Origin of the sequence: Paraburkholderia sp. RCC_158 (genome assembly GCF_041355255.1) — a bacterium.
GTDB classification, from domain to species: Bacteria; Pseudomonadota; Gammaproteobacteria; order Burkholderiales; family Burkholderiaceae; genus Paraburkholderia; species Paraburkholderia graminis.
On the sequence record NZ_JBFUPM010000001.1, the window covers coordinates 15,455 to 30,219 of the forward strand.

Sequence of the window (14,765 nt, forward strand, 5' to 3'; positions counted from 1 at the left end):
GACTGCCTATGGACGTGCGTGGGCAGGAGCTTCGGTTACCGGGACGGCGATAACCTGCGGACCCGCGACAGGCGACACCTATCGCCGCGTCCGCGAACGCATTTTTCCGGTGCGGGCAGTGCGGCTGCGAACCCGCCCGCACCGTCAATGAACGTCCTAGGCGGCAAACGCCGTGCGCAGCGCCTCCAGAAAGCGCACGTAAGCGGTCGCACCGGGGTCCGCATGGCCGATGCTCCGTTCCCGCACCCAGGCGGCACGGCCTTTTCGCGACTGCATCGAGGCCGTGGCGGCGACTTGCGCCTGCGCCGTCGCGATCATCGCGTCGAGCAGTTCGACGGCCCTGCCTTCCGATGCTTCCAGGGTGTCGAGGCTCGGAACAAGCGCATCGAGCACGGTCTTGTCGCCGACCTGACTCTTGCCGCGCTCGACGATGCGAGCCGCCACCGCGCGCCCGATCGTCAGCGCGTCGGCGCGCCCGGCGCTCTGTACCCCGGCCGTCGCCTTGGCAGCAGCAAGCAGACCGCCGCCCACGAGCGCCGCGAACGTTGACGGGTTGGCGGTCGAGAACGCCTTGCCGGCAGCCAGCAGCAGTTCCGAAACCGATGCTTGGTCGGGCAGTGCGGAAAGCGCCTTCACCACCGCTGCCGAGCCTGCGCGTACCGTGATGCCGAGATCGCCGTCGCCCAATGCCGCGTCGAGTTCGCGCAGTTCGTCGGCGTGGGCCGGCAGCGCATTCAGTGCGCGCGTCAAAACCTCACGCATTTCCTTGCTGGATACAGTCATTGCCGGACCTCTTCAGGATGCCGTGCCGTCGCGGAAGAACGGCGAATTCGCCGGCGCTTCGAGCAGCGCCTGAAGCTCGTCGTCGAGCAGCATCACCGTAATGGATGCGCCCGCCATCTCGAGGCTCGTCACGTATTCGCCGACATAGGAGCGCACCACCTTCAGGCCGCGATCCGCGATCAGGCGCGCCGAACGTCGATAGAGCAGATACAGCTCTTCTAGTGGCGTCGCGCCGAGGCCGTTGACGAGCAATGCCACGCGTGAGCCCTTCTCCGCGTCGAGGTCGTCGAGAATTTCGCGCGTGATGCGCTCTGCAATGGCATCCGCGGATTCGAGCTTGCCGCGGTGCGTGCCGGGCTCGCCATGAATACCGATACCGATCTCCATCTCGCCTTCAGGCAGCGTGAAGGTCGGCTTGCCGGCGGCGGGCAGGATCGTCGGCGACAGGCCGACGCCCATGGTGCGGCAACTGGCGTTCGCCTTGCCGCAGAGACGCGCCACTTCGTCGAGCGAATCGCCGCGCTCCGCTGCCGCTCCCGCGCATTTGAACGCGAACAGCATGCCCGCCACGCCGCGGCGGTCCGCGGCGCGCTCTTTCGGTGCGGAAGCGACGTCGTCGGTCAGCACCACTGTCTGAATTTCGATGCCCTCCGGCTCGGCCAGGTCGGCGGCGAGATCGAAGTTCAGCACGTCGCCGCCGTAGTTTCCATAGACGTAGAGCACGCCGGCGCCGCCGTTCACGGCCTTGGTCGCCTCCAGAATCTGCTCGGCGGACGGCGACGAAAAGACGTTGCCCACCGCGACGCCGCTGCACAAACCCTCGCCCACGTAGCCGAGAAAGCCGGGCAGATGACCCGAACCGCCGCCCGTCACGATGCCCACGCGCCCCTCTTTCGGCGCGTCCTTGCGGACCAGCGCCCGCTTGTCGGCCGTTGCGCTTTTGATCCACGCCGGATGGGCGGCAAGCAGCCCTTCGATAATCTCGTCGACGAAGACATCCGGTTCATTGATGATTTTCTTCACGTGCTGCTCCTCCGGTTTTGGGGTGCTTTCACAGATGCAATAAGGCGCTTACTGCTTGCGCCGCTGACTGAGCGCATCCAGCAGGACCGCCGCGAAGATGACGCCGCCCTGTATGAACTGCGTCCAGAACGGATTGACGCCGAGCAGCGACAATCCCACATTGATCACGCCGATCAGCACGACGCCGATAAACGTTCCGACGATCGACCCGCGCCCGCCGGCAAGCGACGTTCCGCCAATCACGACCGCTGCGATCACCTGCAATTCCAGCCCGTTGGCCGCGGAAGGCAGCGCGGAATTGAGGCGCCCCGCCAGCACGATCCCGGCAATCGCGGCCGTCACGCCGGCCAGCATGTAAGTGAGGAACACGACGCGATGCACGGGGATGCCCGCAAGACGCGCGGCTTCCTGATTGCCACCCACTGCGAACACCTGATGGCCGAATGTCGTCTTGCGCAACAACACATGGCCGATGGCGAAGATCACCAGCATGACGATCATCGGCATAGGCAGGCCCGCGACCGTCTTCGCGCCGAACGCGGTGAAGGCATTCGGGAAATCGAATTTGGTGCGGCCGTCCGAAATGGCGAGCGTGAGGCCGCGCGCCATCGCCATCATCGCGAGCGTGACGATGAAGGGCACGAGCCGCAGCCACGCCACCGCGAGGCCGTTCAACGCTCCCGCGGCTGCGCCGACCGCGAGCGCCACGCATAGCCCAGCAATGCCGAGGCCGACCGCGCCCGGCGTGGACCCCGCCATCACAGTCGCGGCGACCATGCCGGTCAACGCGACGAGCGAGCCGACCGAAAGATCGATCCCCGACGTGATGATCACGAAGGTCCCGCCCACCGCCGCTATGCCGACCACCGACACCTGCACCATGATGTTGGTCAGCGTGCTGGTCGTCAGAAACTCGGGCGATGCGATCGACAACGCGATGCAGATCAGCACGAGCGCCGCGAACAGTGGCCCGATTCCGCTCCTCAGTTGGCGAATCACGCGGCGCGACAGCGCCTCCGTATCCGCGCGGTTGGCTGCCGTGGAGGTCATGCGCCTGCTCCTGTTGTAGCCCATTGAATGACAGCTTCGGAATGCGCGTTGTCGCGCGCAATTTCCGTCACGATGCTGCCGCGATACATCACGAGCACGCGATCCGACATGCCGAGCAGTTCCGGCAATTCGGAACTCACCATGACGACCGCAGCGCCCGCGCGCGCCATCGACACCATATGCGCGTAGATTTCCGTCTTCGCCCCTACGTCGATGCCCCGCGTCGGCTCGTCGAGCATGATCACAACGGGTTGTGTTGCGGTAGCGCGCCCGAGAATCACCTTCTGCTGGTTGCCCCCGGACAGCGTGCCCGTGACCTGCAGGACCGACGACGAACGCACGTTAAAGCGCGTGCTGGCGTCGCGTGCCAGTTTCCGCTTTCTGGCGCGGCTGACGAATCCGCCCGTGGCCAGCGCCTTCAGACTGGACAGTGCGATGTTTTCTTCGATGCTGGCATCGAGCACGAGCCCCTCCAGCTTGCGATCCTCGGACGTATAGACGACGCCATGACGCACGCCTTCGGTCGGCGAATGATTCGAGATCTTCCTGCCCTTGACGCGTATCTCGCCGGCCGTCGCAGGCAGCGCGCCGAAGATCGTTTTCAGCAGTTCGGTGCGCCCCGCGCCCGCGATTCCCGCTATGCCGACAATCTCGCCCGCGCGCACCTTGAAGCTCGCATTGCGCAGCAGCGGCGCACTGGCGAGATCACGCACCTCGAGCACGACATCGCCGTAATCGCGCGGCTCCCACGGATAGAACGACTCGAGATTGCGCGCAACCATCGCCTGCACGAGTTCGGCTTCGGTCCATTGCGACATGGGACGCGCGCCGACGGTCGCGCCGTCGCGCATCACGACCGCCGAATCGGCCAGCTCGAACACCTCTTCGAGATGATGCGAAATGAAGATGATGCCCATGCCCGCCGCTCGCAGCCTGCGCACCACAGCGTACAGATTGACGATGTCCTGGCTTTGCAGCGCGGCGGTCGGTTCGTCCATCACGAGGATGCGCGCATCGCGCGTAATGGCTTTCGCGACTTCGACCAGTTGGCGCTTGTTGAGCGGCAAATCGCCGAGGCGCATCCACGGCGGCACATCGTCGAGGCCCACGCGCGCGAGCGCCGCCCGCGCGAGACGATTGGCTTCGCGCTGCATGAGGAAACCTTTGCGCGCCGGCATGCGGCCGAGAAACAGGTTTTCCGCCACCGTCATGTCGTTGATCAGCGAGAGTTCCTGATAGATCACCGCGACGCCTGCGTCGATGGCCGCATGAGTGCCGCGCGCCAGCGGCACGCCGTCTATTTCGATCGTGCCTTCGTCGGGCTCATACGCGCCCGACAGCGTTTTGACGAGTGACGACTTGCCCGCGCCGTTTTCGCCGACGATCGCCATCACATGCCCGGCCTGCAATTCGAGACTCACGCCGCGCAACGCCTTCACGCCCGGAAAACTTTTGACGATGCCCTGCATGCGCAGCAGCGGCACAGGTGTCTCGACGGGCACGCGCTCCCCTTCTTCGGCTTGCACTGTCATGTCGCCTCGTTCCGTTTGCGGGCTGCGCGCACTGTTCGCTGCAACGCAGCCCGCGATCCGTCTTACTGTTTGACTTCCTCGGACCACAGCCCATATTTCTTCGTCGCATCCGAATCGATATTGGACTTGTCGATCAGCAGGGTCGGCCACGCATAGTTCGCCGGCACGTCCTTTTTCGCGGTGTAATCCGCGACGAATTGCAGCGACTTGGCGGCCATCTGAATCGGGTTCTGCGAAATGGTCGCGTCCTGCTTGCCCGCGCGAATCGCCGACAGTGCCTGCGCCGTGCCGTCCGCGCCGATCACGAGAATGTGCTGCTTGTCGTCGAGCGGCTTGTAGCGGCCCGCATTGTCGATGGCCTTTTCCGCGCCGACGGTGTTGTCGTCGTTAGCGCCGAACACCGCGTCGATCTGAGGATACTTCTGCAGGATATTGGTCATCGCGTTGAGCGACTTCTCCTGATCGAATGCGCCTTCCTGACGCGCGACCACCTTGATGTCGGGATACTTCGCGATCTCGTCGCTAAAGCCCTTCTCGCGATCGGTGGCGGCCGTCGTGCCCACGAGCCCGATCAGATCGACCACGTTGCCTTTCGCCGAGCCGTAACGCTTCGTCAACTGGTCGGCGATCCATTTGGCGGCCGTCTGTCCTAGCGCAACGTTATCGGATGCAACAAAAGACGTGACCTTGCCGCCATCCGAACCACGATCCAGCGTGAACACCGGAATGTTCATCGCATTGGCTTTTTCGACAGCGGGAATGATGGCCTTCGAATCGATCGGATTGAGTACCAGTGCTGTCACGCCCTGGCTCAGAAGATTGATGGCGTCGTTGACCTGCTGCTGCGCGTCGCCGTTCGCATTCGTCTGCACGAGATCGAAGCCTTGCTCCTTGGCGCCCTTCTCCACGCCCGCCTTGAGGCCGACAAAGAACGCATTGTTGAGCGTAGAGACCGAGAAGCCGATCTTCGTCTTGCCGCCCGCTGCGTTCGCCACGGGCGCGCTCGCCGGCGCGCTCGCGGCTTCACTCGCGCTGCCGGTCGAGCTGCTGCTGGTCGAACTGTTGTCGCTTTTCGAACACCCGGCAAGCGCGGCTGCCGCACACAGCAACACCGCGCAGGTCGATTTACCCAATACGTCCCATCCGTCGAATCTTGCTGAACTCCAGGCCATAGCTGTCTCCGTTGTAGGATTTCTTCACTGCGATGCGAACGACCACTTCCTTCAAGCAAGCGTGCTAATGCTTGGCTTCCTTGCGCCTGCCATACGTCTTGAACTTTTCGAGCACCTCGTCCATCTGCTCACCCGACAGAAGCGGCGGCGCTCCCAGTTGACACGCGAGCAGATACTGCCGTGCCAGCACTTCCACTTCGTGCGCGAGCCAGACGGCGCGCGCCAGATCGACACCCAGCGCGACCACGCCATGATGCGCAAGCAGGCACGCGCGGCGGTCCTGCAACGCCGTGAGCGCATGATCCGAAAGCAACTGTGTGCCGAACAGCGCGTATGGCGCGCAGCGAATCGAATCGCCGCCCGCTGCCGCCACCATGTAATGCAGCGCCGGAATGTCGCGTCCATGAATTGCCATCGCCGTGGCCGCGATCGAATGCGTATGCACGACCGCATGCATCTCCTGCCGCGCGCGAAGAATGTCGCGATGAATGCGCCATTCGGACGACGGACGCTTGTCGCGCAGCACGTCCGCGTCGTCGGCCACGTCGAGCGATAGCCACACGATGCTGTCTTCGCGCAGCTCGCGCGCCGGCACGCCGCTCGGTGTGATCAGAAAACCATCGCCGAGGCGCGCGCTCACGTTGCCCGAAGTGCCCTGGTTGATGCCGAGCCGCTCCATCTCGAGCGAGGTCTCGACGATGTCCCGGCGCAACGCGCGCTCCGTTGCCGCACTCATGCCGCGTTCCCTGCCGCAGGAAAGAGACTGCCGAGCGATCGTTCGAACGGCGCCCTCACGATGCCGCGTTCAGTAATGAAACCCGTGACGAGTTCTTGCGGCGTCACATCGAATGCGGGATTGCGGACCTTGATGCCCGGCGCCGCCGTGCGTTGTCCCGCGATATGCGTGACCTCTTCGTCGCAACGCTCCTCGATTTCGATCTGCGCGCCGCTCGGCGTGCGAAAGTCCAGCGTCGACGACGGGCACGCCACGTAGAACGGTATGCCGTAATGCTTCGCTGCAATGGCAACCCCGAGCGTGCCGATCTTGTTGGCAAAGTCGCCGTTGGCCGCCACGCGGTCGGTGCCGACGATCACCAGGTCCACGAGTCCCTGCGACATGATCGAAGCGGCCGCGCTGTCCATGATCAGCGTCACGTCGACGCCCGCCTGCTGCAATTCGAACGCGGTGAGACGCGCGCCTTGCAGCAGCGGCCGCGTTTCGTCCGCGAATACCTTGAAGGTCACGCCTTCGCGATGCGCTGCGTAAATCGGCGCGGTTGCAGTGCCGAGGCCAGTCGTGGCAAGCGCCCCCGCGTTGCAATGTGTGAGCACGCCGCTGCCCTGTCCGATGAGCGGCATGCCATGACGGCCGATGCCTTCGCACAGCGCCTGGTCTTCCGCGTGGATCTGCTGCGCCTCGTCGACGAGCGCAGCGTAAAGCGCAGCGGTATCGCTTGCGCCGCACGTGAGCGCACGTTGCAGCATGCGTCTGAGGCTCCAGCTCAGATTGACGGCAGTGGGACGCGCGGTGTCGAGCCAGCGTGCGCGCCGTTCGAGTTCCGCCCGAAACTGCGCGAGCGGCAATGCGCGGGCATCCTGAACAGCGACGCATAGTCCATACGCCGCCGCGACGCCGATGGCCGGCGCGCCGCGCACCCGCAATTCGTGAATGGCTCGCCATACCGCGGCTGCATCGGCGACATGCTCCACGACGATCTCATGCGGCAGGCGAGTCTGATCGAGCAGCAGAAGATCGCCGTCGCGCCATTCGATCGTAGGGGCCAGCGCGGGGAACAGGGACTGCGCAACCATGAAAGCTCCGTGTGCGTTAAACGTGTACAGGCGTCTCGCGGCGAATCTCGCGCGCGAGCATGGCGACCTGCTCGATGTCGGTGAGCGTCTCGCGTTCGACGAGCAAGGCTTCGGCGCAGCGCAGGCAACGCACTTCGATTCGCGCCCGCGCCTGCGCATCCGGTATGCGCGTGATGTCGGCGACCTTCGCCATGCCGACGATGCGGCGGATCATCTTGCAGCCGGCAAAACCGAGCGTATCGGCAAGCAGGCGGCGCATGAAATGCGCGCAATAGCCTTCGAGCGCGCGTGTCTGCCCCTGTCCGCCGATAAAGCGGCGCTCGCTGCGGCTTTCGTGATCGCGCCACAGCGCAACGAACTGCTCGCTAAAGCCGTTCCATATGCCGATCACCTGAGCCAGCAGCCATTCCTCGTAAGCCGCCGGGTCGCCTCCGTCAGCACGGCCATGCCAGTCGCGCGAGAAATAGGCCAGAAGGAGATTGGCCAGCACCGCGCCGATGTCGAAACCCATCGGCCCGTAGAAAGCGAACTCCGGATCGATCACGAACGTCTCGTCCTCGTTGACCATGATCGAGCCGGTATGCAGATCGCCGTGCAGCAAGGTCTCCGCGCGGTTCATGAATGCCCACTTCATGTCGCCCGCGGCAATGCGCAACGCTTCGTTCGTTCTCAAACGTTCGAGCGCGGATAGCGGCAAGGCGGGGCTATAAATATTCGACGGATGATCTTCGAAAGGAAACGTGAACACCAGATCTTCAGTGATCCTGCACAGTTCGACATTGACGGCTGCGCTCACCGCCTGCTTTTTGATGTCGGGCGCAAGGAAGAGATCCGAGCCATGAAAGAGCGTGTGCGCGAGATAGGTGGACAGATGCGCCGCGAGCTTCGGATAGGTCATGCCGCTCATCAGCCCTTGCCGCAAAATGCAATGCGACGCGAGCCGTTGCATGACCATCAGAAAACGCTGGCTGTCGGCGTGATACACCTTGGGCACATGCTGCGGGCAAAGCGCGCCGAAGCGGCGCAGGGCCGCGACTTCGTGCTCCATGCGCTGACACGACAGCGGCCACGTCTTGCCGACCAGCCGCAAAAAGGGCGGAGCCTGCTTGACCACGACGCTGCGCTGCGGCGCCTTCGCATTCGTCACGAAGTACACATAATTCAGATTGCCGTCGCCGACTTCGGCGACGTCCAGATCGTCCGGCTCGCCGAGCAGCGCGCGCACCTTGGGAATGGCGCCGAGATACGCTGCGAGCTCGCTTGCGGTAAAGGCTTCAAACTCCATCGGTGCCTCCTCCGATGTTGCTTCCGGCGCTCATCGACCAAAGACGTCTTTAGCGACGCTTGCGCACCAGGTCGAACTTGAAGATGCTCGTGTTGTAGTAGTCGTTGCTATAGCAAAGCGGCTCGCCGCTCTGATCGAAATCCACTTCGTCCAGCAGCAGAAACATGCCGAAACCATCGCCCAACTCGGGCAGATCGCGCGGCGTGAGAATAGTGGGCTGTATCGACGTGTGCGTATGCGACAAACGCCGGCCAGTCCGCGCGAACATGCCGAATAGCGATTCGCCCAACTCACCCTGCGCCTCGTCGAAAAGCGCCTTCGGAATCGTGTCGATGCAGTAAGCGGCAATTGCGTCGTCGGCGCGGCGCACCCGTTCGATGCGGATGCAACTGTCGCCCGGCGCGATTCCAAGCTTCTCGGCAAGACTCTCCGATGCGGCAATGCTGTCCATCTGAATACGGCTCGTGGAAGGTACGGCGCCCACGCTCCTGATCATGTCAGTTACAGACATCAGATCATCGAGGCCGCCTTGCAGCTTCAACGAAATTTGTCTGATGAAGGTGCCGCGCCCCTGAATCCGTGAAAGCAGTCCATGCGAGATCATTTGCGCCACTGCTTCGCGCAAACTCGAACGGCCGACGCCAAGCAGTTCGCAGAGCTCCAGCTCAGTAGGAATCTGGTCACCCGGCTTGAGCTTGCGCTCACGAATCATGGTCAGCAGCGACTCCTGGATCTTGTCGCTCATCGATCGCTCTACGCTCAGGCGCATGTTGTCTCTCGCTCGTCACTGCGCCCAATATACATCAGACATCTGATGTTTTTGTAGGGAGTTTCCCTTGGTTTTTTCTCGCGTCTGCCACCTTTCACGAGCCGCGAATTGCGTCGCACGCGCAGCAAGTCCAGACGCTCATCCTTGTCGATGCACGCTTCTCGCCGCGCTGCGTTGCGCAAAATCCGGCTTGCGCGGCGACGCCTTGCAAAGTGCTGAACGCGCTGTGCCGAGCGCGTTTTTATGGTCGATGTGTAGAATGAATCGCACAACGCCGCGCTATTACAAACGCCTGAATGGGCGCTGCATTCGCAAGGCAAATTTAAGGAGACGACAATGTGGTTTGTCGGCAAGAGCGAACTGCTCTCTTTGATCGAATGTCATTGCCTCGACGAGGTCATGCCTGCCTTTAGCGACCATCGCACGCTGCGTAAGAACACCGTGATCTATCGGCCGGACGAATCGAGCGAGCACGTGTACCTGCTCAAGAGCGGCAGCGTAAGGCTCTACCGTCTGACCGAGGACGGCCAGGAAATCACGCTTGCGTTCGTGAAGGCGGGCATGATTTTCGGCGACGGCGACGTGCTCAACGAAGAGAACTATTCCCATCACGCGCAGGCGCTGACGCCGAGCATGGTCTGCTATATCCGCAAGGCCGATTTCAAGGAACTGCTCGCGCGTTACGACGTCATCAATCAGTTCGTGCTGCGCAATCACTATCTGCGCTGGCAGGAAGCACAGCAGTTGATCGAGAATCTCTCGCTGCACGATGTCAGAAAGCGGCTCGTCAACATCCTCGTCATGTTCGCCGGCCAGGTCGGTGCGGCCCACGAGCACCCGGAGCACGGCGATACCATCCTGATCGACTTGCCGATCGCACAGGACAAGCTGGCGGAATTCATCGGCACGTCGCGCGAATCCGTCAACCGGCACTTCAGCGACCTGAAGGCGGAAGGCTTCGTCGACATGCACGAGCGCAAGATCGTGCTGACGCCTGCGTTCGTCACGCGCTACATCACAAGAGCGCCCAGCTTTACGGCCGTACCGGCAAGCGCAAGCCAGGCGCCGCGCGAGTTCAGAGCGCCGCTAATGCGCGCTTGACCGACGCCACGCCGCTCTGCGGACTCGACAGCACCGGCACCGGCAGCGAGCCGAGCGACGGCACGAGGCGCGCCATGGAGACTTGCGCGAGCACGATCACATCCACCTGTCCGGCAAGCTCGATAATCGCGCGTTTGAGGATGTCGTCGTGCTTCGCGGCGTCGCCAGCAAGCAGCGCTTCGAATGCGCCTTGCGCGATGCATTCCGTCACCTCGATCTCAACGCCGCGCTCGACAGCCTTCCTGCGAATGAGGCGCACCGTGGGCTCCAGCGTCGTGGACACGGTAGCGACCACGCCGATTCGCGGTCCGAGCGCGCAGGCCTCGTCAGCCATCGCTTCGTCCACCTTGACGATTGGCGTGCGGATCATGCCGCGCAGCAGGTCGGTCGCCTCGCCCACCGACGAGCACGCGTTGAGAATGATGTCCGCGCCGAGCGCTTCCGCGTTCGCCATATAGCTATAAAGGCGGCGCGTTACTTCGGGCGTCAGGTGTCCCGCCGAACGCACATCGGCAAGCAGGCTGTCGTCGACGATATTGACGACCCGCGCATCGGCGAGTTGCGCGGCGAATTGCGCCTTGAGCGGGTCGACCGTGACTGGGCCGGTATGTATAACGACGATCGTGGTCATGTTCGTGTCCGTTACTTCGTTGAATGATTTTCAGGCGGTGGCGAGTGCCATCACCTTTTCCTGCGATGCTTCCGCCCTGCTCAATTCGCCGCTGATGCGGCCTTCACGCACCGTCAGAATCCGGTCGCTCACGGCAAGTACTTCGAGAAGATCGGAAGAGATGACGATCACGCCAATGCCCTCGGCCGCGAGCCTCGCAATCAGCGCGTGCACCTCCGCCTTGGCTCCCACGTCGATCCCGCGCGTGGGCTCGTCGACGATCAGCACTTTCGGACTGCGCGCGACCCACTTGGCGATCACGATCTTCTGCTGATTACCGCCGCTCAGGTTGACGACCTTCTGCTCCACGCCCGGCGTCTTGATGCCCAGCATGCGCACGAAATGCTGACAGCTCTCGCGTTCACGTGCATGCCGGACGAACTGGAACGGCGAATAGCGCTCGAGATGCGTGAGGCTGAAATTCTCGCGCACGCTCATGCCGAGCACGAGCCCCTGGGCCTTGCGGTCTTCGGTAACGAAGCCCATGCCGGCTCTGATCGCATCGTGCGGATTGCGGATCTCCACCGGCTTGCCGTCGATCCTGATCGATCCCGTGCATGCCCGCATGCCGAAGATCATTTCCATTATTTCGGTGCGCCCGGAACCGACCAGGCCGGCAATGCCAAGCACTTCGCCGCGATGCAGCGTGAAGCTCACGTCGCGAATGCGGGGCGCCGCCCCTCTGACCGGTTTGAGCGACAGCGCCTGCACTTCGAGCACGGCCTCCCCGCTCGCATGAGAATCCGGCTCGCCGTAGAGTTCGCTCAACTCGCGCGCCACCATCATGCGCACGAGCGTCTCGCGGGTCATCTCGGCAATCGGCGCCGTGCCGACCGTGCGTCCGTCGCGCAGCACGGTCACGCGATCCGCGAGTTCGAAGATCTCCTCCAGACGATGCGAGATATACACCACGGCGATGTTCCGTTCGCGCAAGCGCTTGACGATCCCCAGCAGTACGCCCGTTTCGTGATGACTGAGCGACGCTGTCGGCTCGTCCATGATTATGGCCCTGGACTGCGCACACAAAGCCTTGGCGATCTCGATCATCTGCTGCTGTCCGACACTCAGTTCGCTGACGCGCGTGGCGGGATCGATATCCATGTCGATGGTGGCCAGCACCTCGCGCGCCTCGCGATACATGCGCGGACGGTCGATCAGCCCGAGCCGCGTGCGCGGTTCCCTCGCGAGAAAGATGTTCTCGCCGACGGTGAGATTGCCGACGACCGCCAGTTCCTGGTAAATGATGTTCACGCCGAGCGCGCGAGCGTGATGGCTGTCGGCCAGCGTGACTTCCTGCCCTTCGATGAGAATCGTGCCGCCTGCGTCGGGCGCATAGATACCGGTAAGTATCTTCATCAACGTGCTTTTGCCGGCGCCGTTCTCGCCGGCAAGCGCGAGCACTTCGCCCGCGCGGATCTCGAGATTCACGCGATCGAGCGCCTTGACGCCGGGGAAGGTTCTGGAGATGTTGCGCATCTCCAGAAACGGAACGCCTGTCACGGGGCTCATCACTTCGTATAGCTGGTCATGTTGTCCTTCGTGACCACGGTCACGCCCGTGTCGATGTCCTTCGGCTGGCCCTCCTGGCCCTGGATCTGCGCGACGAGATGGTCGACCGCGAGCGAGCCCATCGTCACCGGGCGCTGGACCATGATGCCCTGAATGTAGCCGTCCTTGAGACCTTTGAGCGTGTCCGGAAGATCGTCGAAGGCGAGCACTTCGAGCTTGCCCTTCATCGCGCCGAACTCCCGCGTGTTGAGCACTTTCGCGACCGCCGGCCCGCCGACCTGGCTCACGCCGAAAATGCCCTTGAGGTTCGGGTGCGCGCGCAGCGTGGTTTCGACGACCGACACGCCGCGCGCCAGGTCGTCGTCGGTGCCTTGCGTCTCGACCACCTTGATGCCCGGATACTTCGCCAGGCCCTTCTTGATGCCGGCAATGCGTTCGTTCAGATTGACCGCGCCGAGCTGCCCCGTGATGATCGCGACTTCACCCTGACCATTGAGCGCCTTGCCCATTGTCTCGGCCATGGTGGCGCCCGCCTGTTCGTTGTTCGTGCCGATATACATGGACCGGCCGCTTTTCGGCGAATCCGAATCGTACGTCAGCACCTTGATGCCGCTTTGCTCCGCGCGCTTCATCACGCTCTCGACCGACTTCGGCTCATTGACAGATATCGCAATGCCATCCACGTGCCTTGAAATCAGATCTTCGATGATCTGTACCTGCGTGGAGCCCTGGGTGTTTTGCGGCACCACCCATTGGTATTTCACGCCGGCTTTGTCGGCCGCCGTTTTCGCACCCTTGTTGCAGTCGTCGAAGAACGGCACGGCGACTTTGGGAATGACGGCCACCGAAATATCTTTAGCGTCCTTCGCGTGAGCCGTTGTCCCGACCGATGCGGCCAGCGCGACCAATGCGCCCGCGGTAATACGTTGCGTGAGTTTCATGCGTGTCTCCTGATGTTATGTTCGCGGCACTCGGTATGACTCGTGTTTCTAGTGTTTCTAGCGTTCCTTGCGGCGCACGCGCCAGATGTCGATGCTGACGGCAATCAGAATCACGCAGCCGGTGATGGCCTGCTGCGCATAGGTATCGATATTGAGCAGCACCACGCCGTTCGTGATGATTCCCGCGAGCGCCGCGCCGATGATGGCGCCTTCCACGCTGCCCGCGCCGCCCGACAGGCTTGCGCCGCCGATGGCAGCCGCCGCGATCACGTCGAGTTCGGCGCCGAAGCCGGAGGCCGGCTCCGCCGATACGAAGCGCGAGAACGCGATGACGCCCGCCATCGACGCGATCAGTCCGGACAGCACATAGACCGAGAACTTGACGCGGGCCGTGCGCACGCCGGACAGGCGCGCGGCCACTTCGTTGCCGCCCGTCGCATAGACATGACGGCCGAAGCGCGTCTGCCGCATGACGATGGAAAAGACGGCTGTCATCGCCAGAAGAACGACGACCGGAAAGGGCACGAAACCGATATAGCCCTGACCGATGAAGGTGAAACTGTCGGGCACGTCGGGCGTGACGGGCACGCCTTTGGTGACGATGTACATGAGGCCGCGGCCGATCGACAGCGTGCCCAGCGTCGCGATGAAAGGCGGCAGTTGTATCCACGTGATCATGAAGCCGTTGAACGCGCCGACGGCAAGTCCCACGCCGAGCCCCGCGCCGATCGCCACCGGCGCGCTGTAACCGTGCTGGAAGGCGAGCGCGGTGACGAGCGACGATAAGCCCATGACCGAGCCCACCGACAGGTCGATGCCGCCTGTAATGATCACGAGCATCATGCCGATCGACATCAGCGCGATCAGCGAAAACGAGCGGAACACGCCCATCAGGTTGTTGGTCGTGAGGAAGTACGGCGAGAAGACGCTGATCAGCAAGCCGACCAGCAGCAGCACCGACAGCACGTTCAGCTCGCGTATCCGCAGACACGCCTTGATCCGTTCCGCGGTACGCGACGGCGCAGGCTGGGGTTCCTTCTTCGACGATATTGCGGTCACCGATCGCTCCTCTTTACAAGCCCGGAACAGATCATAGAAGCGCCGGCCCGCGGAAATCT

Annotated in this window: 14 protein-coding genes; 1 reads left to right on the forward strand and 13 read right to left on the reverse strand. The window is 63.0% G+C overall.

Annotated features, from left to right (window positions below; genetic code table 11):
- Nucleotides 1-156: 156 nt before the first annotated feature.
- The 9 genes from AB6809_RS00075 to AB6809_RS00115 all read right to left on the reverse strand — a co-directional run bounded on the left by AB6809_RS00075 (nt 157) and on the right by AB6809_RS00115 (nt 9,402).
- On the reverse strand, nt 157-783 hold the full coding sequence (locus AB6809_RS00075) for a DAK2 domain-containing protein (RefSeq protein ID WP_029970312.1): 627 nt from the start codon (nt 781-783) through the stop codon (nt 157-159).
- A gap of 12 nt (nt 784-795) precedes the next feature.
- Entirely contained in the window at nt 796-1,806 is a 1,011-nt protein-coding gene (locus AB6809_RS00080) for a dihydroxyacetone kinase subunit DhaK (RefSeq protein ID WP_029970311.1), read from the reverse strand.
- A 48-nt stretch (nt 1,807-1,854) separates the two neighbouring features.
- Nucleotides 1,855-2,856: an ABC transporter permease gene (locus tag AB6809_RS00085; RefSeq protein ID WP_006049724.1), complete on the reverse strand. Its 1,002-nt coding sequence runs from the start codon at nt 2,854-2,856 to the stop codon at nt 1,855-1,857.
- A complete protein-coding gene (locus AB6809_RS00090) occupies nt 2,853-4,388 on the reverse strand; it encodes a sugar ABC transporter ATP-binding protein (protein WP_371025918.1) in 1,536 nt (511 codons plus the stop codon). Before AB6809_RS00090 ends, AB6809_RS00085 begins: the two co-directional genes overlap by 4 nt.
- Nucleotides 4,389-4,450: 62 nt before the next feature.
- Entirely contained in the window at nt 4,451-5,560 is a 1,110-nt protein-coding gene (locus AB6809_RS00095; protein ID WP_006049726.1) for a sugar ABC transporter substrate-binding protein, read from the reverse strand.
- Nucleotides 5,561-5,624: 64 nt separating this feature from the next.
- Nucleotides 5,625-6,296 carry an L-fuculose-phosphate aldolase gene (locus tag AB6809_RS00100; protein WP_029970309.1) on the reverse strand — a complete coding sequence of 224 codons (672 nt, stop codon included), beginning with the start codon at nt 6,294-6,296 and terminating at the stop codon, nt 5,625-5,627.
- On the reverse strand, nt 6,293-7,372 hold the full coding sequence (gene mtnA, locus AB6809_RS00105) for an S-methyl-5-thioribose-1-phosphate isomerase (protein WP_029970307.1): 1,080 nt from the start codon (nt 7,370-7,372) through the stop codon (nt 6,293-6,295). Before mtnA ends, AB6809_RS00100 begins: the two co-directional genes overlap by 4 nt.
- Before the next feature lie 16 nt (nt 7,373-7,388).
- Nucleotides 7,389-8,657: an S-methyl-5-thioribose kinase gene (gene mtnK, locus AB6809_RS00110; protein ID WP_029970306.1), complete on the reverse strand. Its 1,269-nt coding sequence runs from the start codon at nt 8,655-8,657 to the stop codon at nt 7,389-7,391.
- Between the two features lie 49 nt (nt 8,658-8,706).
- Nucleotides 8,707-9,402 carry a GntR family transcriptional regulator gene (locus AB6809_RS00115; protein WP_307259724.1) on the reverse strand — a complete coding sequence of 232 codons (696 nt, stop codon included), beginning with the start codon at nt 9,400-9,402 and terminating at the stop codon, nt 8,707-8,709.
- 360 nt (nt 9,403-9,762) lie between these two features.
- Between AB6809_RS00115 and AB6809_RS00120 the strand changes: the two genes are divergently transcribed.
- Nucleotides 9,763-10,527: a Crp/Fnr family transcriptional regulator gene (locus AB6809_RS00120; protein WP_029970303.1), complete on the forward strand. Its 765-nt coding sequence runs from the start codon at nt 9,763-9,765 to the stop codon at nt 10,525-10,527.
- Here AB6809_RS00120 and AB6809_RS00125 read toward each other — a convergent pair.
- Genes AB6809_RS00125 through AB6809_RS00140 form a run of 4 tightly spaced genes read right to left on the reverse strand, consistent with a single transcriptional unit; the run spans nt 10,502 to nt 14,706 of the window.
- The gene (locus tag AB6809_RS00125) at nt 10,502-11,158 is read right to left on the reverse strand and encodes an aspartate/glutamate racemase family protein (protein ID WP_029970302.1); all 657 of its coding nucleotides are present in this window, start codon (nt 11,156-11,158) and stop codon (nt 10,502-10,504) included. The genes AB6809_RS00120 and AB6809_RS00125 overlap by 26 nt on opposite strands.
- Before the next feature lie 30 nt (nt 11,159-11,188).
- Nucleotides 11,189-12,706, reverse strand: coding sequence for a sugar ABC transporter ATP-binding protein (locus tag AB6809_RS00130; RefSeq protein ID WP_029970301.1), 1,518 nt, complete (start codon nt 12,704-12,706; stop codon nt 11,189-11,191).
- Entirely contained in the window at nt 12,706-13,647 is a 942-nt protein-coding gene (locus AB6809_RS00135) for a sugar-binding protein (RefSeq protein ID WP_006049734.1), read from the reverse strand. Before AB6809_RS00135 ends, AB6809_RS00130 begins: the two co-directional genes overlap by 1 nt.
- 57 nt (nt 13,648-13,704) lie before the next feature.
- Nucleotides 13,705-14,706, reverse strand: a complete 1,002-nt coding sequence (locus AB6809_RS00140; RefSeq protein ID WP_081653049.1) for an ABC transporter permease — start codon at nt 14,704-14,706, stop codon at nt 13,705-13,707.
- Between the last annotated feature and the right edge of the window lie 59 nt (nt 14,707-14,765).

What these genes read in the sequence shown, in the direction of transcription:
- AB6809_RS00085 (WP_006049724.1), bottom strand. Translation starts at nt 2,856, where the DNA reads ATGACCTCCACGGCAGCCAACCGCGCGGATACGGAGGCGCTGTCGCGC.
- AB6809_RS00095 (WP_006049726.1), bottom strand. Translation starts at nt 5,560, where the DNA reads ATGGCCTGGAGTTCAGCAAGATTCGACGGATGGGACGTATTGGGTAAA.
- AB6809_RS00130 (WP_029970301.1), bottom strand. Translation starts at nt 12,706, where the DNA reads ATGAGCCCCGTGACAGGCGTTCCGTTTCTGGAGATGCGCAACATCTCC.
- mtnK (WP_029970306.1), bottom strand. Translation starts at nt 8,657, where the DNA reads ATGGAGTTTGAAGCCTTTACCGCAAGCGAGCTCGCAGCGTATCTCGGC.
- mtnA (WP_029970307.1), bottom strand. Translation starts at nt 7,372, where the DNA reads ATGGTTGCGCAGTCCCTGTTCCCCGCGCTGGCCCCTACGATCGAATGG.
- AB6809_RS00075 (WP_029970312.1), bottom strand. Translation starts at nt 783, where the DNA reads ATGACTGTATCCAGCAAGGAAATGCGTGAGGTTTTGACGCGCGCACTG.
- AB6809_RS00135 (WP_006049734.1), bottom strand. Translation starts at nt 13,647, where the DNA reads ATGAAACTCACGCAACGTATTACCGCGGGCGCATTGGTCGCGCTGGCC.
- AB6809_RS00100 (WP_029970309.1), bottom strand. Translation starts at nt 6,296, where the DNA reads ATGAGTGCGGCAACGGAGCGCGCGTTGCGCCGGGACATCGTCGAGACC.
- AB6809_RS00090 (WP_371025918.1), bottom strand. Translation starts at nt 4,388, where the DNA reads ATGACAGTGCAAGCCGAAGAAGGGGAGCGCGTGCCCGTCGAGACACCT.
- AB6809_RS00115 (WP_307259724.1), bottom strand. Translation starts at nt 9,402, where the DNA reads ATGAGCGACAAGATCCAGGAGTCGCTGCTGACCATGATTCGTGAGCGC.
- AB6809_RS00125 (WP_029970302.1), bottom strand. Translation starts at nt 11,158, where the DNA reads ATGACCACGATCGTCGTTATACATACCGGCCCAGTCACGGTCGACCCG.
- AB6809_RS00120 (WP_029970303.1), top strand. Translation starts at nt 9,763, where the DNA reads ATGTGGTTTGTCGGCAAGAGCGAACTGCTCTCTTTGATCGAATGTCAT.